Raw genomic sequence first — 22,176 nt, forward strand, 5'->3', positions numbered from 1 at the left:
TTTGCTAAGATTTGATATAATTTTTTATGCAAAATAAAATAGATCATAAAAATATTAAAAAAATTGGACTTGTTACACGACCCAATGTGAGTTTAGATAAGGAAATTTTAAAACTTCAATCGATTTTATCTATATATAAAGTTGAACTTGTATTGTTTAAAGAAAGTTCTGAAATTTTAGATTTGCCAAAGTATGGATTGGATGATTTGTTTAAAATATCTGATTTTGTTATTTCTTTAGGTGGAGATGGAACTTTGATTTCTTTATGTCGTAAAGCTTGTGAATATGATAAAGCAGTTTTAGGAATTCATGCTGGACATTTAGGTTTTTTAACAGATTTTAAAGTTGATGAAGCTGAAAATTTTTTTCAAGCTTTTTTTCAAGGAGAATTTAGAATAGAAAAGCCTTATTTGTTAAGTGTTTTTTTAGAAGATAAGCAAGGAAAAATTTTAGAAAAATTAGCTTTTAACGATGTGGTCATCAGTAAAAACAATCAAGCTTCTATGGCTCATATAGAAGTTTTTAGAAAAGAAAAGAAATTTAATGAATATTTTGGAGATGGGCTTATTGTTGCAACTCCTGCGGGTTCAACAGCTTATAATTTAAGTGCAAATGGGCCCATAGTTTATACTTTAGCTCAAGCTTTTATCTTAACTCCTGTTTGTTCTCATTCTTTAACACAACGCCCTATTGTCTTACCAAAAGGTTTTGAAATAGAGATTATGGCAAAGGATTGTATACTTTGCATTGATGGGCAAGAAAATTATAAAATGAATGATTTTAAAAGTATAAAAGTGGGTTTAAGTGATAAAAATGTGGCTTTAATTCACCCAAAAAATAGGGATTATTTTCAAATTTTAAAAGAAAAATTACACTGGGGAAATTGATGATAAATAGAATTTTTATGAAAGAAAATCTTGGTTTTAAAAAGGCTGAGCTTGAAATTTCTAAAGGACTTACCGTTTTTACGGGGCTAAGTGGAGCTGGAAAATCAGTTTTGTTTAAAGGAATTTTATCCGCATTTTCTTTGAGTGAAAGTGAGGCTAAAATTGTCGAAATAGAACTAGATGATAAGTTGGATTTAGAAAGTTTTGGTATAGAAAGTGAAGAGGAGAATGTTTTTAAGCTTTTAAAAGAAAAAAACACAAAATATTTTATTAACAATCAAAGCATAGCGAAAAAAAGTTTGCAAAATTTAAGTAAAACTTTTATTAAGTATTTAAGCGCAAAGGAAAATAACGAATTTGGAAATGAAAAATTTTTAAATCTCTTAGATGCCTTGGAGATGCAAGAAAATACAAATTTTGTTTCCTTTTTAGAAGATTTTAAAAAAGATTTTAATGCTTATAGTCAAATTTCTAATGAGCTTAATGCAATTTTAGAAGAAGAAAAAAAAGTAGAAGAATTAAAAGAACTAGCTAGAGCACAAATTGAAAAAATTTCAAGCATTAATCCTAAAATAGGTGAGTATGAAGAGCTTTTAATACTTAAAAAAAAGCTTTCTAAAAAAGATAAATTAGAAGAAGCTTGGAGTAAGGCAGAGCGTATTTTTGAGCTTGAAAAAGTTGTTATTGAAGCTTTAAATTTAAGCGAAGTTGATGCGAGTTTTTTTAGTGAATGTTTGAATGAATTGCGTGTGATTTGCGAAAATCAAAAAATGGAAGATTTGGATTTTGATGTGGAGGCGCTTTTAGATCGCATTGAAAATTTATCCTATCTTATCAAGCGTTATGAAAGCATAGAAAATGCTTTAGAAGTTTTAAAACAAAAAAAATATGAGCTAGAGCATTATGAAAATTTAAGTTTTGAAAAAAAAGAACTTGAAAAAAAATTTCAAGAATTAAAACAAAAATTAGAAGAAAAAGCACAAATTTTAACTCAAACAAGAAAGAAAAACCTTAAAAAATTAGAAAAATGTTTAAATAATTATCTTAAAGATCTTTATATGAAAGATGCAAGTTTGACGCTTAAAGAAAATGAAAAAATTTCAATTTTAGGCAAAGATGAGATAATGCTAGATATTAATTTAGCTCATTTAAAAAATTTAAGTTCGGGTGAATTAAATCGCTTAAGACTTGCTTTTATAGCCACAGAATGTAATATTTTAAATACAGGCAAAGGGATATTATTTTTAGATGAAATTGATGCAAATTTAAGCGGAAAAGAGGCTATGAGTATAGCTAAGGTTTTAGAGGAACTTTCTAAGTTTTATCAAATTTTTGCTATTTCTCATTTGCCTCAACTTTCCTCTAAGGCACATAATCATTTTTTAGTTGAAAAAAATGGTGAAGAAAGTAAGGTAAAAAAGCTTGATCAAGAAGAAAGAATTAAAGAACTTGCTAGGATGGTAAGTGGAGAGCTTGTTAGTGATGAAGCGATCGAATTTGCTAAGACCTTATTTAAGAATTAAGCGGATTTTTTATTTTGCTATGTTAAAATATATAACTATAAAAATTTCCTTTCTTTTAAAACAAATATAATAAAAAATTTTAGATATAAAGGTATTTTACACACTATGAATAAGAAAATTTTAATTATTGATGACAATAAAATGCTCGGCAAACTTTTGGCTAAAAAAATTCAAATGACTTTAGATTATGAGGTAGATATTGCTTTTGGTTTTGCTGAAGCTAAGGAGTTAATGAATAATGATTATTTTTTAGCTTTTGTGGATTTATGCTTGCCAGATGCCCCAAATGGTGAAGTTGTGGATTATGTTATAGAAAAGAAAATTCCTGCTATTGTTCTTACGGCTAGTGGTGATAAGGCTACTAAAGAAAAATTTATGGATAAAGATATATTAGATTATATTTTTAAAGAAAGTGAAACTTGCATTGATGAGATTATTAGTTCTATTGTAAAACTTAATCAATATGCAAAAACTAAAGTGATTGTAGCTATGAGCAAGCTACCTGAACGTAATGAAATTAAAAAAATACTTACTCAAAGACAATTTAATGTTTTAGCTGCGGCTCATGGTGAAGAAGCAATGAGTTATTTAAATGATAATAATGATGTTAAGCTTATTATAGCAGATGTCAATATGCCAGTAATTAGCGGTTTTGAGCTTTTGACTCAAGTAAGAGAACGTTTTAGTGATGATGAATTAGGTGTGATTCTTTTGGGGGATCATAATGATTCATTTGAAGCGAATTCTTTTAAAAATGGAGTTAATGAGTATTTGTTTAAGCCTTTAAGCAAGGAAAGTTTTAATTGTCGCTTAGATCGTTGTTTATCTTACATGGATGATAAAAAATTTTTAAGCACTTATAATGTTTTAGATCCTGTATCTGGGGTTAAAAATTATAATGCTTTAATTGATGGAATAGATGATTATTTTAACGAAATAGCAATAAAAGACGAGGAATTTGCTTTTGCTTTCTTAGATATAGATAATCTTCAAATGATTAACGATGAATACGGCCGTGAAGTTGGTGATGAAGTAATTAAAATCTGCGCCAATGAAATAGTCAATGAAACTAAAGGAAGAGATCTTGTAGGTAGATATAGTGCAGAAAAAATTTGTATTTTGCTTAAAAATATATCCCAAGAAAGAGCGATTAAAATCTTTTCTCGTATACGAGTAAATATAAAAAAGGCTGGTGTTTTAGTTAATTTAGATGAAGTCTTTTTTACAGCTTCTATAGGCGTGGTTTTTGGAAAAAGTGGAGATAAGATTGATTCTTTGGCTGATAAAGCAAGTAAAATATTGTCTCAAGCAAAAGATAATGGCAAGGATAGAGTTGAAGTATGTTCTTAAATCTTGATTTTCAAGATGGTTTAAGGATTGTTGATACGCATTGCCATCTAGACAGTGAAGCATTTAAAGATGATTTAGATGAAACTTTAAATCGTGCTTTTAAAAATGGTATAGAGAAAATCATCATACCTGGTGCTGATATAAAAGACTTACCTGATGCAGCTACAATTGCTCATAAATATAAAAACATTTTTTTTGCAGCAGGAGTGCATCCTTATGAAATTGATAATTATGATGAGAAAATTTTAAGGCAGTATTTATGCGATGAAAAATGTGTAGCTGTAGGTGAATGTGGGCTTGATTATTTCCGTTTTAAAAGTGATCTTGCTGAAGAAATTCAAAAAGAAAAAGAAAATCAAAAAAAGATTTTTATCGCACAGCTTGAACTTGCTATTGAATTTAAAAAACCTGTTATCATTCACTCAAGAGAAGCAAATCATGATACTTATGAGATTTTACATGGGTATTCTAAGGATCTTGTAGGAGGAGTTTTACACTGCTTTAATGCAAGCGAACATTTACTAACTCTTTTTGAAGATGGATTTTATTTTGGTATTGGGGGAGTTTTAACTTTTAAAAATGCTAAGAAATTAGTTGAAATTTTACCTAAAATTCCAAAAGATAGATTGTTGCTTGAAACTGATGCTCCATATCTTACTCCAGAGCCTTATCGTGGTAAAAGAAATGAACCTTTGTTAACTCAATTTGTAGCAAACAAAATGTGTGAAGTATTGAATTTATCAAGAAAAGAACTTCTAGAAATTTGTTTTAATAATTCTGAAAAATTATTTTTTAAAGGTTTTTAATGAAAAAAATTTTATTGTGTTTTTTAATATGTTTTAATTTTCTTTTTGCACAAATTAATACTCCTGAATTTTATGAAAGACAAATGAATGTTTTAAGAAATTTAGATATTAATCCAAGTTTTATCAGTGATTTGATTTTTGTGCAAACTCAACAAGATATAAAATCAAAACATGCTCAAACTTTAATAGATAGCATGCAAAATTTTTCAAAAGTTACTCCTATGATAAGAAAAATTTTAGCCCAGCAGGAAGTTCCTGATGAGATTTTGTATCTAGCTATGGTTGAATCAGGCTTGAAAACTCATAGCGTTTCTAATGCCAAGGCTGTAGGGGTTTGGCAATTTATGCAACCAACAGCTAGAAATTTGGGTTTAAGAATCGATGCTTATGTTGATGAAAGGCGTGATCCAGTCAAGTCAACTTATGCCGCTACAAATTATTTAAAAGAGTTAAAAGAAGAATTTGGCAAATGGTATTTGGCACTTTTAGCTTATAATTGCGGAAATGGCAAGCTAAGACAAGCTATCAAGCAAGCAGGAAGTGATGATTTAAGTGTTTTATTGAACCCTGATAAGAAATATCTTTCTTTAGAAACTAGAAATTTTATAAGAAAGATTTTAACGCTTGCTTTTTTAGCTAATGATAGGGATTTTTTACTAGATAAAGATGCGTCTTTAATGAATTATGCTTTAAGCAATGAATTTGCAAAAGTTGATGTGCCTTCTTCTGCATCTTTAAAAGAAATAGCTAAAAATTTAAATATGGATCTTGCAACTTTTAAGAAATATAATCCACAATTTAAACATAATTTTACGCCTCCTGGTAAAGGGTATTATATGTATATACCACTTAATAAAGTAGCATTTTTTGATAAAAATTTTAAAGCAGAAAAACTTGCGAAGGTTGATACAACTATACCTATGACAAGAACTTATACCGTTAAGTCTGGTGACTCTTTATATAAAATAGCAAAAAATTATAATATAAGTGTTGATGAAATTCGAGAATTCAATAAAATAGCAAAAAATCATCTTAGTATTAATCAAAAATTAATTATACCAATCAAGGAGAATAAAAATGCAAATAAAAACAATTACACTAAAGTTGTCAGCCGTTAGTCTAGGGGCTTTATTTTTTAGTGGTTGTTTAGGCACTAGTTTTTTTTCTAGCTTGGATAATGCTCAAGTGTATTATCCTTCAAATGATTTTAAAAGCAGTCCTAGTTCTTCAGGGACTAAAGGAACGATGAAGCCTTATACTATCAACGGTAAAACTTATTATCCTACTGTTGTAGCAGTAGGCGAAACTGCTGATGGTATTGCGAGTTGGTATGGGCCAGGCTTTCACGGTAAAAAAACTTCTAATGGCGAAACCTATAATCAAAATGCTTTAACCGCGGCTCATAAAACTTTACCTATGAATACCATCTTAAAAGTAACCAATCTAAATAATAATCGTCAAGTTACCGTTCGTGTGAATGATAGGGGTCCTTTTGTAAATAATCGTATTATAGATTTATCAAAAGGAGCTGCCAGTCAAATTGATATGATTGCTTCAGGAACAGCTCCAGTAAGGCTTGAGGTTATAGGGTTTGGATCAAGTAATTCGGGTAATAATATTGTGCATTCTAATGTAAACTATGGAAATAGTGGAGAGATTGCAAATAATGGACAAATTTATGAAGGTGGAAATTTCATGGTTCAAATTGGAGCCTTTAAAAATCCAGCCGGAGCACAAACGATAGCAGCAAGATATAAAACTTACAGAACTTATAGCTCTACTATACGCACAAGCTCAGTGGATGGGTTAAATCGCGTTTTCTTAACAGGCTTTAGAAGTGAAGATGAAGCAAGGGATTTTGCTGCAAGTGGTGCATTTGCAGGTGCATTTGTTGTAAGAGAGTAGAAATTATGACAGAATTGATTTTTTTGGATGTAGATGGCTGTTTAACTGATGGAAAAATTATTTATACTTCTAATGGAGAATTTATTAAAGAATTTGATGTAAAAGATGGAGCGGCTATCGAGGCTTGGCTAAAGCTTGGTAAAAAAATTGCTATTATTACAGGTAGAAATTGTCCTTGTGTTGAAAAAAGAGCTAAAGATTTAAAAATAGAAATTTTATATCAAGGTATCAAAGATAAGTTAGCTTGTGCAAAAGAAATTTTACAAAAACTTAATTTAGATTTTTCTCAGTGTGCGGCTATTGGGGATTATTTTAATGATAAGGCTTTACTTGAAAGTGTAGGACTTAGTTTTAAGCCAAAAGATGGTCATAAAGATTTAAATGTAGACATAGTGCTTAGCAAAAAAGGTGGTAAGGCTGCTGTAGCACAGATGATAGAAATTTTAGTAGAAAAAAATCATCTAAAAGAAGAATGGAATAAGCTTTGGCTATAAAAATTTTTGGAATTTTAATTGCTCTTTTTACAATTACTTTTACGATTTTAAGTTTGCAAGATCCGTATTCTTTGAATTTGCAAACTAATGCTTTAAATTTTAAAAATATTGAGGCTAAAAATTTGAAAGCTTATGAGAGTAATGCTAGTACAATTAAGGCATATTATAAGGCAAATTCTTGGGTGAGATATGCAGATAGAGATAAATTTAATGATTTTATTACTTTAAATTTAGATTTTAATCTTAGTGCGAATCGTTTAGAGTTTTTCAATAAAGATATGAGCAAGGTTTTGTTTGAAGGAAATGTTACTTATATAGGTTCTAATAATGTCAAAATTATTTCTCAAGAGGTAGAATACCAACCTAAGGATAAAATTTTACACACAAATACTAATTTTAAAGCTCTGATCAATGGAAGTATTATTAACGGAAATACTTTAAACTATGATGTAAAAAACAAAATTTTAAATATCCAAGGAGTAAATGCGTGGTTGCAAGACAAATAATTTTATTGTTAGCTTGTGTAAGTGTAACTTGGGCAACTCAAATTGAAGTAAAAGCTTTAAATTTTTACTCAGATGAAAATAAGGGTGAAAGTATTCTTAGTGGAAATGTAGAAGTAATTAGAGGTGATGATATTTTAAATTCTGAAAAATTGATTATTTATACGGATAAAAATCGCAAACCTATTCGTTATGAAGCAATGCAAAATGCTAGGTTTAAGATTGTTTTAAAAGGTAAAACTTATAAAGGTAGTGGAGATAAATTTATTTATAATGTTATTAAAGATACTTACGAGATTAATGGTCATGCTTATATAAATGAGCTTGGAAGCAATCAAAAACTTTTTGGTGATAAAATAATAGTCGATAGAAAAGCTAATATTTATCGAGTAGAGAGCAAGGATCAAAAACCTGCTCGTTTTGTGTTTGATCTTAAAGACAAATGATAATTAGTGCTAAATTTATCACTTCTTTAGTGAAATTTGATGAGAATTTGAGCTCAAATTTTAGTGAAGTAGCATTTTTGGGGCGTTCTAATGTCGGAAAAAGTTCTTTAATCAATTCTTTGTGTAAACAAAAAAATTTAGCCAAAAGTTCGGCAACTCCTGGAAAAACTCAGCTTATAAATTTTTTCGAAGTAATTTGCAAAAGAAATGAAGAAAAATTTAATATCAATTTTATCGATTTGCCAGGGTTTGGTTATGCAAAGGTTTCTAAAAATTTAAAAGAAATATGGAATCAAAACTTAGATGAATTTTTAAAATTAAGAACCTCGATAAAGTTATTTATACATTTAATCGACTCAAGACATACTCATTTAGAGATCGATGTAAATTTAAATGACTATTTGAAAAGATTTTTACGACCTGATCAAAAAATTTTAAAAGTTTTTACCAAATGCGATAAATTAAATCAAAGTGAAAAAGCTAAGTTAAAAAATGAATTTAAAGACTCTATTTTAGTTTCAAATTTGAATAAATTTGGCCTTGATTCTTTAGAAGATATTATTATCAATCAAACTTTAGGTCTTGATAAATGAGAAGAAATTTAAGTGCTTATAAAGCAAAATTTAATGGAGCTTATGTCTTTTTAGGATTTTTTTTTCTAATCTATCAGATTCTTGGTTCGACTTTTATATATACTCCGTTACTTTATGGGATTTTTTTCTGTTATATGTTTTGCTTACTAGAAGAGAGAGAAAGAACTTTTTCAAAGCTTGATTTTAGATGGTATTTTTCTTTATTTTTTTTATTTTTTACTGATATAACTTATAATTTTTTTATTTTTTCATCTTGGTTGGCATTTTTTATTTTTTATTATCTTTGTGCAGATTGGATTAAGACAAATTTAAAAATTGGTAAATTTATCCCTGTTGTTTTTGTACTTTGTGCTTACGGCATTATTTTGTTTTTGGATATGATATTGTCTTATATTGGAGATGAAAAAATTAAAATTTTAGGATGGGCATATATTGTTTCAGTTTTTATAGAATGTTGTTTAGCTTATGTGTTTTTTAAAGGTAAAATTTAAATGAGAATGCGTTTAGTTGTTGGATTTATACTATTGTTTTTTATATTTTTATTAAGTCGTGTGTATTATTTGAGTATAAAATCAAATGTATATTATGAAGAGCTTGCTAAACAAAATGCCATAAAAACCGAATTTTTAGCACCTGTTAGGGGTCAAATTACAGATAGAAATGGAACTTTATTGGCTATTAATGATTTGGGTTTTAGTATTTCTATTAAACCTTATTTAAGTATTAAAAAGTCAAATAAAGGAATTTTGGATAAAGAATTATCTGAACTTACAAATTTATTTCCCGATTTAAATGCTAGTAAATTAGCAGAAATTTATAAGAGAAATGATTCTTACTATAATCAAGATTTTATTAAAGTTGTAGATTTTATACCCTACGATGAGATTATTCCGCATTATTCAGAGTTAAATCTTAATAAAACAATAAAAATAGATCCTGTTGTAAAAAGAAAATATCCTTTTGGAAAATTAGCTTCGCATATTATTGGGTATGTAGGTAAGGCAAATTTGCAAGATGTTCAAGAAAATGAAATAGCAAAACTTTCTAACTATACGGGAAAAAGCGGTATAGAACGCTATTATAATGATATTTTACAAGGAGAAAAAGGAACTAGAGTTTATAAGGTTAATGCCTTAAATCAAGAAGTAGAACAGCTTTCTTACATTCCTGCTAAGTCTAATGATATAGAACTTACGATAGATATAGAGCTTCAGTCTTATTTAACTTCATTGTTTGAAGGAAATGCTGGGGCTGCTATAATTATGAATGTAAATGATGGATCTATTTTAGCTGCAGGGAGTTTCCCTGAATATGATCTTAATCCTTTTGTAACAGGGATTTCTTTTAAGGATTGGGATGAGCTTTCAAATAGTCTTGATCATCCTTTTACAAATAAACTTATAAATGGATATTATCCTCCAGGTTCTGTTGTAAAAATGGGAGTAGGGCTTTCTTTTTTAAATTCTAAAAATATTAGTCCATCAACTCAATATGTTTGCAATGGAAGCATTGAGCTTGGAGGCAGGTTTTTTAGATGTTGGAATCGATCAGGCCATGGACCTGTGGATTTAAAACATGCGATAAAATATAGTTGTGATGTTTATTTTTATAATGGCAGTTTGCAAGTTGGAATCGATCAAATAAGTGAAACTTTATCTCGCATTGGCTTTGGAGTGAAAACAGGGGTAGATTTACCTAGTGAATTTGTAGGAACTTTACCAAGCAAAGAATGGAAGATGCAAAGATATAGACAATCTTGGTTTCAAGGTGATACTTTAAATACAGCTATAGGTCAAGGTAATTTTCTTGCAACACCTATGCAAATTGCTAGATATACGGCTCAAATCGCAAAAGGTGGAGAGGTTATACCTCATTTTTTAAAAAGCATAGAAAATAATAATACAACTATAGAAAATCAAATGGATGAAAATAAAAAAGAAATTTTTACTTTATTTGAAAAGAGTCAATTGCCTTATATAAGAGATGCAATGTATGCTGTTGCTAATGAGCAAGGAGGAACCTCTTATCGTTATTTGCATAATCTTGATGTGAAAGTTGCAGCAAAAACAGGAACCGCTCAGGTTGTGGGATTTTCACAAACAGATAAAAATAGGGTCGATGAAAAACAATTTGAGTATTATACTAGATCTCATGCGTGGCTTACTTCTTATGCTCCTTATTCTAAGCCAAAATATGTAGTTACCGTTCTTTTGGAGCATGGTGGGAGAAATATTACTTCAGGGGCAACTGTAGCTAAAATTTATCAAAAAATGATTGATCTTGGATATTTTAAATAATTTTTAGTTGTAAATTGAGTTTTTCAAAAAAATTTTTTTAGCAATTGGTTTAAAAACCTTGTATTAAATAAATTATAAGTTTAATACAAGGAAAATTTATCTATATTAACAAAAGTATCTTAAAAGATGGCTTTTGTTCTTTTTTCAAGCCAAACTAGAGCTTTTGGATAATCACCTAGCTTAGGAGAAAGTTTTTCAAATACTTCTTTGTGGTAATTGTTTAACCACTCTTTTTCTTTTTCATCTAACATTTTTGTATCAATACAAGATATTTCAAAAGGACAAAGAGTAACAGGTTTAAAGTATAAAAACTCTCCAAAATCTTTATTTTTAGGATTTTCTACTTTGGTATGAATAACTAAATTTTCAAGTCTTATACCCCATTTACCTACTTTATAAATACCTGGTTCTATGGAGGTTAGCATACCTTCTTTGGCTTTTGTTTTTTCAAGCACAGGGGATAGATAAGATAAAACTTGTGGACCTTCATGGACATTTAAAAAATATCCCACGCCATGTCCTGTGCCGTGTATATAGTCAATTTGTTCTTTCCATAAAGGTGCGCGTGTGATTGCATCAAGTAAGGGCATAGCTATATCTTTTGGAAAAATTGCACTGGAAATGGTAATATGTGCTTTTAAAACCAAGGTATAGTCATGAATTTGTTCTGCATTAGCCTTTCCTATTGGTACAACGCGTGTAATATCTGTTGTGCCGTTTTTATATTGTCCACCAGAATCAATAAGTAAAAGCCCATCTTTTTTAAGATAAGCAAAACTCTCTTTTGTGGCTTTATAATGTGGATATGCTGCATTTTCGTTAAAGCCTGCTATAGTGGCAAAACTATCACTTATGTAGTACTTGCTTTGTGCTCTAAATTCGCTTGCTTTAACATCTATGTCTAATTCGCTTATTAGTTCTTTATTTTCTATCGCTTCTTCAAGCCAGGCAAAAAATTTACATAAAGCCACTCCATCTTCTATCATAGCATCTTGTATATGCGCTATTTCTTTTGTATTTTTAGCTGCTTTTAAGTGAGTGCTTGGATTAATTTCTTGAATGATTTTTACGCTTTTATCTAAAGAATTTATGAGTAAAGCGGTCATTTTTGAAGGTTCAATAAGCAAATTTGTATTTGCAAGTTTTTCAAGCTCCATGATGATTTCATCATAATTTTTAAGCCAAAACCCATCTAAATTTAATTTTTTTTCAAGTTCTGAATTTACTTTTTTCTGATCAACAAAAAGCAAGGCTTTGTCTTCCAAGATTAGCAAATGACTTAAAAATACAGGATTATAATTTACATCATTCCCTCTTAAATTTGTAAGCCAAGCTATATCATCAAGGCTGGAGATTAAATGAGAGGTAACATTTAAATTTTTCATTTTTTGACGCACTAATGCTAATTTTTCTTTTCTTGAGTAAGAGCAGTATTCTAGTTCGTGTTCATAAATTTTTTCTTGTGGTAAAGTGGGACGATCTTTCCAAAGTGGACTTATCAAATCTATATGTTTTAAATTTGCCTTGCAATTAATCTTTAAATCTTTTTGCAAAGATAAAGGTAAAAGTGCAAAATCGATGCCTAAAATTTGATCTTCGCTTAAATTTTTTTCCAACCATTTGGTAAAAGTATTTTTAGCATCTTGCTTTTGTAAAAGTATGCCACTACCTTCTAATTCCTTTTGTGCTTGAAGCCAATATCTTCCATCTACCCACAAAAAGCCCTCTTCTTGTGTGATAAGAACTGTTCCAACAGAACCCTTAAAGCCACTGATAAAGACTCTGTTTTTGTAATATTCTGGTAAATATTCGCTCAAATGCGGATCTGCACTTAAGATGAGATAGGCGTCAATATTATTTTCTTTCATTAATCTTCTAAGTTCTAATACTCTTTGTTTGTAAATACTCATATTTTCTCCTTAATATTAATTTTTTAGTATTTTATTGATAGGTTTTTTGAGTATAAGTAAAATTATAACAGCACCAAGTAATATCCACATACATTGGTAAAATAAATTTGGCAAATAAGCTATATTTTCTTCACTTGCTTTACCACCTATGAATCCAGCTAAAGCATTGCCTAATGCACTTGCTACAAACCAAAGTCCCATGACTTGAGATTTAATTAAATTAGGTGCAATTTTTGTCATTATAGAAAGTCCCACAGGGGAAAGGCAAAGCTCTCCTAAAACCATAAGCAAAAAGCTACTGACAAGCCACCAAGGTGAAACTAAAATAATTTGTGATGAATTTTCTAAATTTTCTCTTAATGTATCAGCATCGCCATTTAAACTAATTGCATGATTTGAAGCTAAAGCCATTATTAAAAATGCCAAAGCTGCACCCAAAAGTCCTAATGCAAATTTAATAATAGATGAAATTTCTTTATTATTTTTGGCACATATAGTCCATATAAAAGCACTAAAAGGTGCAAAAAGTATAACAAATAAACCTCCAAGAGATTGAAACCATATTGTAGGAATTTCATAATTTAATATGGTTTTATCTGTTAATTTTTCTGCAAAAAAATTAAAAGAAGTGTATTGTTGCTCATATACTGACCAAAATAACGCAGCCGCTAAAAATAAAACAATAAAAATAATTAAATTTCTTTTTTCTTCTATTTTTAAAGAAGTAAAAGCGAAAAGATATAAAAAATAAATTCCAGCACAAGCTAAGATAGTTAGAATAATATTTTTATTAATAACTTGTGCATCTAATTTTATAAAACCACCAAGGATTAAAAATATTGCTCCAAGCAAAACAATACCTGATACAATGATGATGTAAAATGCGTTTTTGCTTTTTTTGCTTGGTCTATCCCAAGTAGAGTCTATGCCAACTTTTTCATCAAATTCTTTTAAATCAGGCATAGTTTTTAGGTAGAAAATAATTACCGCTAAAAGCATACCAATCCCACCTGCACCAAAACCAAAATGCCATCCGTATTCTTTTTGTAAAAAGCCGCAAATTAAAGGAGCTACAAAAGCACCAAAATTAAAGCACATATAAAAAAGAGTAAAACCAGAGTCACGCCTTGCATCATTTTTTTTATAAAGCATTCCAACCATTACAGAAGCACAAGTTTTAAAAAGTCCTGTACCTATAACCAAAAAAACCATACCAACAAAAATCATTTTATTGTTAAAATAAGAAAAGGCTATGCACAAATGTCCAAATGCTATAGTTAAAGCACCTAGTAAAATTGCTCTTTTTTGTCCTAAGTAATTGTCCGCAAGCCATCCACCTGGCAAAGCAGCAAGATATAAACAACTTGCAAAAATTCCCATAATTGCACTTGCTTCTTCAGGTTTTAAGTTCATTCCACTTTTTTCAAAACTTGCTATCATAAAAAGGTAAAGCAAGGGACGAATTCCGTAAAAAGAAAATCTTTCCCAAAGCTCAGTAAGTGAAAGAGATAAAAGTGGTTTTGGATGTCCAAAAAATGAAGTATCTAAATTTTTTACATTTTTACTCAATTTATATCCTTTGTGTATTTTTATTTATAAATTATAGACAAGAAATTAAAAAATATGTATAACTTTGTAATATTTTTAAATGATTTATATCATAATGTTACTTTTTTGCAAATATAAAAAAAAGAAATATTAAGATCAATTTTCAACTTTGGTGTATTTTGTATTTTAAGTTTAGTTAGATAATTGCTTATTTTTTTTGTTAAGATGGTTTTTTAGCAATAAAAAGCAAAAGTGCTACAACAAAAAGCATCCACATGCATTGTCCAAAAATATTAGGAAGTTGATCGATGTTTTTAATATTGACATTTCCTCCTATAAGTCCTGCAACAAAATTTCCAAGCGCACTTGCTACAAACCAAAGTCCCATGATTTGATTTTTGATTAAATCAGGGGCAACCTTAGCCATTATAGAGAGTCCAATAGGAGACACGCATAATTCCCCAAGTGTTAAAAAGAATATACTTATGATAATCCAAGCCATGGATATTGGCAAACCATTGTTGTTTATTAGATTTTGTGAAGCAAAGGTCATCATCATAAAACCAATACCGGCAAATAATATTCCTAAAGTAAATTTTCCAATGGAAGAAAAATATATATTTTTTTTCTCTAAAAATATCCAAATATAACTTGCTATAGGAGCAAGTATGATGATAAAAATTGGATTAAAAGATTGAAACCAGTTTGTTAGAATTTTCCAATCAAAAATATTTCTATTTGTAAAATCTTGCGCAAAAAGATTATAAGCAGTAGGTTTTTGTTCAAAAGCACTCCAAAAAAAAGTGGCTGCAAAGAATAAAACAATTAAAATTGTTAATTGCTGTTTTTCTCTTTTATTTAAAGCTTTAAAAACAAAAAGATATATGAAATAAATTACCAAACATAGTAAAATTACAATTAGAAGTTTTTTTGATAGTATTATATGGGATTAATATTTACAAGATTAATAAACATTAGAAAAAATCCAATAATACTTAACAAGCTTATACTTAGTATAAGAGTTAAATTTTTTACTTTTTTAAATGGTTATTCCCAGTTTTGCTTTAAGGTTCAATTTTTATGAAATTCTTCAAGCTCAAGGGCAGCTTTAAAATATAAAATAAGCAAAGAGATTAGCATACCTAAACCTCCTATGACAAATCCTAAATGATAATTCCATTTTGCTTGAACAAAACCACATATAAGAGGAGCAATGAATGCTCCAATGTTAATTCCTATATAAAAAATCGTATAGCCAGTATCGCATCTTGTATCATTTTGTTTATACAACATTCCAACTGTTACAGAAGCGTTAGTTTTAAAAAATCCAGTACCAATAACGATAAAAGTAAGCCCTAGGAAAAACATAGGTGTGCTTAAAATAGATAAGGCTATGCTAATATGTCCTAAAGCTATAATAAAAGAACCTAAAAATAAAGCCTTTTTTTGCCCTAAATAATTATCAGTAATCCAGCCTCCAGGAAGTGCTGCTAAATACAAGCATCCTGCAAAAATGCCATAAATTGCCGAGGCGTATTCAGTGCTTATTCCAAGTCTACCTTTGCTTATGGTTGTTGCCATGAAAAGCACAAGTAAAGATCGTATGCCATAAAAAGCAAATCTTTCCCAAAGTTCTACCATTGATAAAGAGAATAAGGGCTTGCGATGACCTAGGAAATTTGTATCGAGTTTTTGTATTTCTTGTTTAGTCACTTCCCAATACCTTTCTTTTTTTTATGCTTAAAATATTTTAACTAATAGTAATAGAAAAATAATTAAATTACAATATTTTTAAATATTTTTTTTATAATAATATTTAAAAATATAATATTTTAATATTATTATAAATTAACAAATTTAAACATTAAATCAAGCTTTAATTTTAAACCCTGTGTATTGTATAGTTTTATTTTATCAATTTTTAAAGCTATAGGAAGATTTTCTAAATTTTGTATAAAATTGAGTAAGTCTTTAAAGTTGCCATTTAAACTTAGAAAAACATAATTATAGTGGATAAAATTTTTGTTTTCTTGGGAAAATTTTATTTCATTAATGGTTAAATTTTTGGATAAATTATTGATTTTTTTATTGAAAAAATCTTTATCATAAAAAAATAAATGCAATTTTTCTTTATAGTATTTTAATTTTTCTTCCTCTGTTTTTATCTGTTTTGTTAGCTTTGTCTCTATTTCTTTAAGATGTGAATTTTCTATTTTTGCTTCATTTAATGCAAGGTAATTATGTTCTACTAATGTTTTTTGAAAAATATCTTCCAAAAAGCGATCATGAATTTTAAAAGCTAAAAACAAAGCACAAAGGCAGATAAAAGAAATAAAAAGAAATTTTTCCCTAGGATTTAAATTTTGCAAAAATACTTCTATTTTATTCATGTATGACTTCTAATATGATATTCAATGTTTCTTCATTTTTATCAAGGAATTTAAAAGTAGAATTTAGATTTTCTAATGCTCTTTTAAAGTGGTTTTCATCGATAAAAGAAAGAATGATTTTTGTTTGTTCAAATTCAAGATTTGTGATTTTAAGTTCATTGGAATTAAGCCATGATATGATTTGATTTAGAATGATTGCCTTATTTTTATCTAAATTGATTTCTTTTGTTATGGTGGATAAAATATGAAATTGTTGTTGTGTAGATGATATTTTATTGGAAAGAGTAAAGTTTAAATCTTGTATGTTTGTTAATAATTTTTGCTTATCTTGTTTTAGTTTAGAAATTTCTTCTTGTATGATAAAATTTTTATTTTGAATTTCCTTATTTTGTTTGTACTCTATAAAATCTTTAAATAATAAAATCATCATGCTAAGACTAAAGCTAAAAATAAATATTAATATAATTTTAAAAGAAATAGATATTTTTATTTTATTATGCTTGATAAAATTACAATTTTGATCTAGATTTTTTATACTATATGAACTTAATTTCAATAAACTATTTTTATCAAGAATATCATTTAGATTTAAACATTTTATTTGAGATGAGAAGTAATGTTTGATTGTATCCAAATCCTGATAAAGTAGCAATTTGCTTTCATAGTGTTTTAAAAGTTCTATAAATCGATTTTGTTTAAAAAATAAATCCATATTGCTTGGGTTGAAATTTTCGATTTTTTTAAGATTGATAAATTTTCCCTCTTGGTAAAAATATAAATATAAAGTTTGATCATATAAATTTAAAACACAATAATCACTTTCCTCAATAAATCTTTCATCAAATAAAGCTTGAAAAATTAAAGGCTCGGGAAAGCAAAAACGACTTTTTTTCAATTTGTAAACAGGTGCTAAAAAACAATGATAAATTTCATTATGTTTAAAAAAAGCTATTTGATAGTCAAAGGGTTTGCTTAGCTTAAAATCTGCAGTTAAATTGTTAAAAAGTTCGTCTTCTTTGGATATTCCCGTTCTTTGAGCATAAAGTAAATCTGTAGATTTTATAAAATTTATTTTATTTAATGAATTAATTTTCATCATTTAGAAGTTTTTTTAAAAATTCTTCATCTTTTTGCCAGTTTTTTTTCACTGTTACAAAAAGCTTTAAAAGTACCTTTTTTTGGGCAAGTTTTGAAATTTTAAAGCGTGCATCTTTGCCTATTCTTTTTAAAGTTGCCCCTTCTTTTCCTATAAGCATACCCTTGTGAGAGTTTGTATCTGTGATGATATTGGCTTCTAGGATTAAAAGATTAGGTGTGTCTTTGGTGCGATGGATAAGCACTTCGCTACTATAAGGAAGCTCATCGCTTAAATTTTCATAAATACTTTCAAGTATGAAATCTCTATAAATTTCTTTTTCGCTACTCGCACTTAAAAATTCAGGATCATAAAAATATTCATGTTCGTCAAGATATTTTACTATCTCATCTAACAAGCCTTTTTTATAGCTTTTTTTCTTAGAAGAATAAGGAATGATAGCCTTAAAATGTTGGCTAAATTTTGCATATTCGCTAAGTTTTTTTAAAAGTGTAGCATTGTCGGTTAAATCTACTTTATTTAAAGTGATGATATGTGGTACTTGTGGGTTTAGACTAAGAAAATTTTCATAGTCTTTTGTACTATCAAAAACACTCGCCACAAATAAAATCACATCACAATCCCCCATGGATTTAATAGCACTTTGGACAAGCAGTTGATTAAGCGTAGCACCGCTTTCGTGAAGTCCTGGGGTATCGATGAAAATGATTTGATTTTTTTCATGCATCACTATGGCTTTGATTTTACGCCTTGTGGCGTTTTGTTTGTGAGAAACTAGGGCGATTTTTTCTTCTAATAAGGAATTGATTAAAGTACTTTTTCCTGCATTAGTACGCCCTATGATACTAACAAAGCCACTTTTCACAAAATATACCTTGCAAGATCTTTATTTTCTATGATATCTCCGAGTTTTTCTTCTACCATTTTTTTATCCACTACGAATTTTTTACCCGCATACTCATCAGCTTCAAAACTTAGATCTTCAAGTAATTTTTCTATCACAGTATGTAAGCGTCTAGCACCTATATCTTGCATTTCTTCATTGGCTCTTGAAGCTATTTTTGCTATTTCTTTAATGGCTTCATCATCAAATTCAAGTTCTAAATTTTCAGTTTTTAAAAGCTGAGAGTATTGTTTTAAAAGTGAATTTTTAGGACGTGTTAAAATTTCATAAAGAGCTTTATCATCAAGACTATCTAATTCCACTCTTAAAGGAAAGCGTCCTTGCAGTTCAGGGATAAGATCACTTGGTTTGCTAAGATGAAAAGCCCCTGCAGCGATAAAAAGAATATGATCGGTTTTTAAAGTACCTATTTTTGTTTGTACATTTGATCCCTCGACTATAGGAAGTAAGTCTCTTTGCACCCCTTCTTTACTTGGATCTTGGCGGTTTGAATTTCCGCTTGAAACAGCGATTTTATCGATTTCATCAATAAAAATAATACCTTCATTTTCCGCTCTTTTTAAGGCTTCGCTTTTGATGCTTTCTTGGTCGAGGATTTTTTCTCCTGCTTCATTTTTTAAAGCATTTTTAGCGTCTTTGATTTTCATTTCTTTTTTGACTTTTTTACTGCCAACGCCTATAACCTTAACTATATCTTGCATTGCACCCATTTCAGGAGGTAGGTTGGGATTGGTATCAAACATATTTTGTGAAATTTCTATCTCTATGGTGCTTTCATCAAGATCGCCATTTCTTAGTTTAGTTCTCATTTTTTCAAGACTGTTTTTATATTCTTCTTGTTTTTCATCGCTGATACCCTTTGGTAAAGGTGGTAAAAGTTTTTCTAAAATTTTATTTTCTATAAATTCATCGATTTTATCTTTGTTTTTTTCTCTTTGCTCATTTTTTACCAAATTTAAAGCCGCATTGGCAAGATCTCTTACCATGCTTTCTACATCACGACCTACAAAACCTACTTCAGTATATTTACTTGCTTCGATTTTGATGAAAGGAAAGCCCATCATTTTAGCTAAACGCCTAGCGATTTCTGTTTTTCCTACACCTGTAGAACCTATCATCAAGATATTTTTTGGCACTATATCATCTTGCAACTCAGGGCTAAGTTGCATTCTGCGGTAGCGATTTCTTAAAGCTATAGCTATGATTTTTTTAGCTTTTTTTTGTCCTATAACATAATCATCTAAAAATTTAACGATTTCTTTTGGAGTTAGATTCATTTCTCATCCTCAATTACATAAGTTTTGATATTGGTATTGGTATAAATGCAAATTTCACCTGCGATTTGAAGACTTGATTTTACAAGTTCTTCTTCATCTAAATCGGTATGTTTTGCTAAGGCTCTAGCAGCTGAAAGCGCATAGTTTCCACCACTTCCTATGGCTGCGATTTGTCCATCTTCAGGTTCGACCACATCGCCTGTACCAGAAAGTAGAAAAATGTGATTTCTATCAAGTACGAGCATCATGGCTTCAAGTTTTCTTAGGTATTTGTCTTTTCTCCATTCTTTAGAAAAGTCAATTGCTGCTTTTAAAAGATCGCCTTTAGAACTTTGAAGGAGATTTTCAAACATATCAAAAAGATTAAAAGCATCAGCTGTTGATCCTGCAAAACCTGCTAAAACTTTGCCATTGTTGAGTTTTCTAATCTTTACAGCATTGCCTTTTAGCACCGTATTTCCAAAGCTTACTTGTCCATCTCCGCCAATTACGGATTTATTTTTACCTTTGTAAGCTAAAATCGTTGTTGCGTGAAACATTATTCTGCCTTTATATTTATGTTAAATTTAGCATGGATTGCGTGTCCAAGTTTTACGCTTACTTCGTGGATTCCTAAGCTTTTTAAGGTATCACATTCTAAACTTTTTTTATCGATTTCTATATGGCTTTGTTCTTTTAGGGCGTGAGCGATTTCATCTTTGGTTACGCCACCAAACAAACTTCCATTTGCACCTACGGGTTTTGAAATTTCAAGAGTGATTTTGCTAAGTTCTTCTTTGAGTTTTTCTAAATTTGCGATTTCAAAGCGTAAATTTTCAGCCTCTTTTTTCTTGTCGCTTTCATATTTTCTTAAAACTTCATTAGTAGCTGCTTTAGCAAAGCCTTTAGCGATTAAGAAATTTTGTCCATAGCCGTCTTTTACTTCTTTTATTTCTCCTGCTTTTCCAAGTGCTTTTACATCTTTGATTAATAATACTTTCATTTTATTCCTTTATTAAAATTTTCTTCCATTTTTTCCTGCGATGATAAAACGCAAAGCATTAAGCTTGATAAAGCCTGCTGCGTCTTTTTGATTATACACTTCATCTTCTTCAAAAGTACAATAAGCTGCGTTAAACAAGCTATCGTTCGCACTTTCGCGTCCTATAACCATCACATTGCCTTTATAAAGCTCGAGTTTTACTCTGCCATTGGCGTGAATTTGAGACTCATCGATTAAGGCTTGAAGCATCATTCTTTCAGGCGAGAACCAATAGCCATTATAAATTAAACTCGCGTATTTTGGCATGAGTTCATCTTTTAAGTGTGCTGCTTCTCTATCAAGCGTGATGCTTTCAAGCGCTCTATGTGCTTTTAAAAGTATAGTACCGCCTGGAGTTTCGTAACAACCACGGCTTTTCATGCCTACATAGCGATTTTCTACTATATCAAGGCGTCCTATACCGTGTTTGCAGCCTAGTTCGTTAAGTTTGGTTAAAAGTCCTGCAGGACTTAGTTTTTCTCCATTTATCGCTACTAAATCTCCTTTTTGGAAATCAAGTTCTATAATTTCACTTTCATTTGGAGCGTCTTTTGGGCTTTTACTCCATCTCCACATATCTTCTTCAGGTGCGTGTGCAGGATCTTCTAAAACAAGTCCTTCGTAAGAAATATGAAGTAAATTTGCGTCCATAGAATAAGGGGATTTTCCTTTTTTCTTAGAAATATCAATGCCATGTTTTTGCGCATAAGCAAGGAGTTTTTCACGACTGTTTAAATCCCACTCACGCCATGGAGCGATGATTTTTAAATCGGGACTAAAAGCAAGATAACCAAGTTCAAAACGCACTTGATCATTTCCTTTGCCTGTGGCGCCATGACTTACCGCATCAGCACCTGTTTGCAGGGCAATTTGTGCTTGAGTTTTTGCTATGAGTGGTCTTGCTATACTTGTTCCTAAAAGATACTCTCCTTCATAAATTGCATTGGCTCTAAACATAGGAAATACATAATCTTTAACAAATTCATCTCTTAAATCTTTAATGAAAATATTTTCTTCTTTTATGCCTAAAGAAAGGGCTTTTTTTCTCGCAGGTTCGAGTTCTTCGCCTTGACCAATATCTGCTGTAAAAGTTACAACTTCACAATTATACTCATCTTGAAGCCATTTTAAAATAATGCTCGTATCAAGCCCCCCAGAATACGCTAAAACTACTTTTTTTACTTCATTTTTCATAAGATATCCTTTGTTAAAATAGGTTTGAAAAT

The 22,176-nt window shown here is 29.6% G+C and carries 21 protein-coding genes and 1 pseudogene; 12 read left to right on the forward strand and 10 right to left on the reverse strand.

From position 1 onward, the window contains the following. Nucleotides 1–26: 26 nt before the first annotated feature. The 12 genes from FBE96_RS03195 (at nt 27) to mrdA (ending at nt 10,804) form a co-directional block, all read left to right on the forward strand. The gene (locus FBE96_RS03195) at nt 27–887 is read left to right on the forward strand and encodes an NAD(+) kinase (RefSeq protein ID WP_002868426.1); all 861 of its coding nucleotides are present in this window, start codon (nt 27–29) and stop codon (nt 885–887) included. Continuing rightward, nucleotides 887–2,410: an AAA family ATPase gene (locus tag FBE96_RS03200; protein WP_002859988.1), complete on the forward strand. Its 1,524-nt coding sequence runs from the start codon at nt 887–889 to the stop codon at nt 2,408–2,410. Before FBE96_RS03195 ends, FBE96_RS03200 begins: the two co-directional genes overlap by 1 nt. A 105-nt stretch (nt 2,411–2,515) precedes the next feature. After that, the gene (cbrR, locus tag FBE96_RS03205) at nt 2,516–3,760 is read left to right on the forward strand and encodes a bile resistance response regulator CbrR (protein ID WP_145599597.1); all 1,245 of its coding nucleotides are present in this window, start codon (nt 2,516–2,518) and stop codon (nt 3,758–3,760) included. After that, nucleotides 3,751–4,566 carry a TatD family hydrolase gene (locus FBE96_RS03210; RefSeq protein WP_145599598.1) on the forward strand — a complete coding sequence of 272 codons (816 nt, stop codon included), beginning with the start codon at nt 3,751–3,753 and terminating at the stop codon, nt 4,564–4,566. The genes cbrR and FBE96_RS03210 overlap by 10 nt, the downstream gene beginning before the upstream one ends. Next, nucleotides 4,566–5,684, forward strand: coding sequence for a lytic transglycosylase domain-containing protein (locus FBE96_RS03215; RefSeq protein ID WP_002852087.1), 1,119 nt, complete (start codon nt 4,566–4,568; stop codon nt 5,682–5,684). The genes FBE96_RS03210 and FBE96_RS03215 overlap by 1 nt, the downstream gene beginning before the upstream one ends. Beyond that, nucleotides 5,644–6,471, forward strand: a complete 828-nt coding sequence (locus FBE96_RS03220) for a septal ring lytic transglycosylase RlpA family protein (RefSeq protein WP_002852227.1) — start codon at nt 5,644–5,646, stop codon at nt 6,469–6,471. The genes FBE96_RS03215 and FBE96_RS03220 overlap by 41 nt, the downstream gene beginning before the upstream one ends. A gap of 5 nt (nt 6,472–6,476) precedes the next feature. Continuing rightward, nucleotides 6,477–6,965 (forward strand): HAD-IIIA family hydrolase, encoded by a 489-nt coding sequence (locus FBE96_RS03225; protein WP_002872380.1) that lies wholly within the window; start codon nt 6,477–6,479, stop codon nt 6,963–6,965. After that, nucleotides 6,956–7,471, forward strand: a complete 516-nt coding sequence (locus FBE96_RS03230; protein ID WP_002868423.1) for a hypothetical protein — start codon at nt 6,956–6,958, stop codon at nt 7,469–7,471. The genes FBE96_RS03225 and FBE96_RS03230 overlap by 10 nt, the downstream gene beginning before the upstream one ends. Further along, nucleotides 7,453–7,914, forward strand: a complete 462-nt coding sequence (locus tag FBE96_RS03235) for an LptA/OstA family protein (protein ID WP_002859586.1) — start codon at nt 7,453–7,455, stop codon at nt 7,912–7,914. The genes FBE96_RS03230 and FBE96_RS03235 overlap by 19 nt, the downstream gene beginning before the upstream one ends. Continuing rightward, nucleotides 7,911–8,507: a ribosome biogenesis GTP-binding protein YihA/YsxC gene (gene yihA / locus FBE96_RS03240; RefSeq protein ID WP_002867727.1), complete on the forward strand. Its 597-nt coding sequence runs from the start codon at nt 7,911–7,913 to the stop codon at nt 8,505–8,507. The genes FBE96_RS03235 and yihA overlap by 4 nt, the downstream gene beginning before the upstream one ends. Then, complete coding sequence (locus tag FBE96_RS03245; RefSeq protein WP_002872382.1) at nt 8,504–8,998, forward strand: membrane protein; 495 nt, start codon at nt 8,504–8,506, stop codon at nt 8,996–8,998. Before yihA ends, FBE96_RS03245 begins: the two co-directional genes overlap by 4 nt. Continuing rightward, nucleotides 8,999–10,804: a penicillin-binding protein 2 gene (mrdA, locus tag FBE96_RS03250; protein ID WP_002874299.1), complete on the forward strand. Its 1,806-nt coding sequence runs from the start codon at nt 8,999–9,001 to the stop codon at nt 10,802–10,804. A gap of 119 nt (nt 10,805–10,923) precedes the next feature. Here the strand turns inward: mrdA and FBE96_RS03255 are convergent, their stop codons facing one another. The 10 genes and pseudogenes from FBE96_RS03255 to FBE96_RS03300 all read right to left on the reverse strand — a co-directional run bounded on the left by FBE96_RS03255 (nt 10,924) and on the right by FBE96_RS03300 (nt 22,144). Continuing rightward, nucleotides 10,924–12,714 carry an aminopeptidase P family protein gene (locus FBE96_RS03255; protein WP_002871803.1) on the reverse strand — a complete coding sequence of 597 codons (1,791 nt, stop codon included), beginning with the start codon at nt 12,712–12,714 and terminating at the stop codon, nt 10,924–10,926. A 15-nt stretch (nt 12,715–12,729) separates the two neighbouring features. Continuing rightward, on the reverse strand, nt 12,730–14,283 hold the full coding sequence (locus FBE96_RS03260) for a peptide MFS transporter (protein WP_052785211.1): 1,554 nt from the start codon (nt 14,281–14,283) through the stop codon (nt 12,730–12,732). A 171-nt stretch (nt 14,284–14,454) separates the two neighbouring features. After that, a pseudogene (locus tag FBE96_RS08750) lies at nt 14,455–15,975 on the reverse strand (peptide MFS transporter). A 128-nt stretch (nt 15,976–16,103) separates the two neighbouring features. Further along, the gene (locus FBE96_RS03270; protein ID WP_002852208.1) at nt 16,104–16,652 is read right to left on the reverse strand and encodes a hypothetical protein; all 549 of its coding nucleotides are present in this window, start codon (nt 16,650–16,652) and stop codon (nt 16,104–16,106) included. Further along, entirely contained in the window at nt 16,645–17,751 is a 1,107-nt protein-coding gene (locus tag FBE96_RS03275) for a hypothetical protein (RefSeq protein WP_021034203.1), read from the reverse strand. The genes FBE96_RS03270 and FBE96_RS03275 overlap by 8 nt, the downstream gene beginning before the upstream one ends. Then, nucleotides 17,738–18,613, reverse strand: coding sequence for a GTPase Era (gene era / locus FBE96_RS03280; RefSeq protein ID WP_002852114.1), 876 nt, complete (start codon nt 18,611–18,613; stop codon nt 17,738–17,740). The genes FBE96_RS03275 and era overlap by 14 nt, the downstream gene beginning before the upstream one ends. Then, nucleotides 18,610–19,929: an ATP-dependent protease ATPase subunit HslU gene (gene hslU, locus FBE96_RS03285; protein ID WP_002852226.1), complete on the reverse strand. Its 1,320-nt coding sequence runs from the start codon at nt 19,927–19,929 to the stop codon at nt 18,610–18,612. Before hslU ends, era begins: the two co-directional genes overlap by 4 nt. Further along, a complete protein-coding gene (hslV, locus tag FBE96_RS03290) occupies nt 19,926–20,468 on the reverse strand; it encodes an ATP-dependent protease subunit HslV (RefSeq protein ID WP_002781630.1) in 543 nt (180 codons plus the stop codon). The genes hslU and hslV overlap by 4 nt, the downstream gene beginning before the upstream one ends. Continuing rightward, the gene (rplI, locus tag FBE96_RS03295; RefSeq protein WP_002781628.1) at nt 20,468–20,911 is read right to left on the reverse strand and encodes a 50S ribosomal protein L9; all 444 of its coding nucleotides are present in this window, start codon (nt 20,909–20,911) and stop codon (nt 20,468–20,470) included. Before rplI ends, hslV begins: the two co-directional genes overlap by 1 nt. Nucleotides 20,912–20,923: 12 nt before the next feature. After that, nucleotides 20,924–22,144 (reverse strand): argininosuccinate synthase, encoded by a 1,221-nt coding sequence (locus tag FBE96_RS03300; protein ID WP_002852200.1) that lies wholly within the window; start codon nt 22,142–22,144, stop codon nt 20,924–20,926. Nucleotides 22,145–22,176 lie beyond the last annotated feature (32 nt).

This window comes from Campylobacter sp. CFSAN093241 (assembly GCF_012889595.1).
Classification (GTDB): Bacteria; Campylobacterota; Campylobacteria; order Campylobacterales; family Campylobacteraceae; genus Campylobacter_D; species Campylobacter_D jejuni.

What these genes read in the sequence shown, in the direction of transcription:
- rplI (WP_002781628.1), bottom strand. Translation starts at nt 20,911, where the DNA reads ATGAAAGTATTATTAATCAAAGATGTAAAAGCACTTGGAAAAGCAGGA.
- FBE96_RS03225 (WP_002872380.1), top strand. Translation starts at nt 6,477, where the DNA reads ATGACAGAATTGATTTTTTTGGATGTAGATGGCTGTTTAACTGATGGA.
- hslV (WP_002781630.1), bottom strand. Translation starts at nt 20,468, where the DNA reads ATGTTTCACGCAACAACGATTTTAGCTTACAAAGGTAAAAATAAATCC.
- FBE96_RS03215 (WP_002852087.1), top strand. Translation starts at nt 4,566, where the DNA reads ATGAAAAAAATTTTATTGTGTTTTTTAATATGTTTTAATTTTCTTTTT.
- FBE96_RS03255 (WP_002871803.1), bottom strand. Translation starts at nt 12,714, where the DNA reads ATGAGTATTTACAAACAAAGAGTATTAGAACTTAGAAGATTAATGAAA.
- FBE96_RS03210 (WP_145599598.1), top strand. Translation starts at nt 3,751, where the DNA reads ATGTTCTTAAATCTTGATTTTCAAGATGGTTTAAGGATTGTTGATACG.
- cbrR (WP_145599597.1), top strand. Translation starts at nt 2,516, where the DNA reads ATGAATAAGAAAATTTTAATTATTGATGACAATAAAATGCTCGGCAAA.
- FBE96_RS03270 (WP_002852208.1), bottom strand. Translation starts at nt 16,652, where the DNA reads ATGAATAAAATAGAAGTATTTTTGCAAAATTTAAATCCTAGGGAAAAA.
- FBE96_RS03300 (WP_002852200.1), bottom strand. Translation starts at nt 22,144, where the DNA reads ATGAAAAATGAAGTAAAAAAAGTAGTTTTAGCGTATTCTGGGGGGCTT.
- mrdA (WP_002874299.1), top strand. Translation starts at nt 8,999, where the DNA reads ATGAGAATGCGTTTAGTTGTTGGATTTATACTATTGTTTTTTATATTT.
- hslU (WP_002852226.1), bottom strand. Translation starts at nt 19,929, where the DNA reads ATGAATCTAACTCCAAAAGAAATCGTTAAATTTTTAGATGATTATGTT.
- FBE96_RS03195 (WP_002868426.1), top strand. Translation starts at nt 27, where the DNA reads ATGCAAAATAAAATAGATCATAAAAATATTAAAAAAATTGGACTTGTT.
- FBE96_RS03220 (WP_002852227.1), top strand. Translation starts at nt 5,644, where the DNA reads ATGCAAATAAAAACAATTACACTAAAGTTGTCAGCCGTTAGTCTAGGG.
- yihA (WP_002867727.1), top strand. Translation starts at nt 7,911, where the DNA reads ATGATAATTAGTGCTAAATTTATCACTTCTTTAGTGAAATTTGATGAG.
- FBE96_RS03245 (WP_002872382.1), top strand. Translation starts at nt 8,504, where the DNA reads ATGAGAAGAAATTTAAGTGCTTATAAAGCAAAATTTAATGGAGCTTAT.
- FBE96_RS03275 (WP_021034203.1), bottom strand. Translation starts at nt 17,751, where the DNA reads ATGATGAAAATTAATTCATTAAATAAAATAAATTTTATAAAATCTACA.
- FBE96_RS03200 (WP_002859988.1), top strand. Translation starts at nt 887, where the DNA reads ATGATAAATAGAATTTTTATGAAAGAAAATCTTGGTTTTAAAAAGGCT.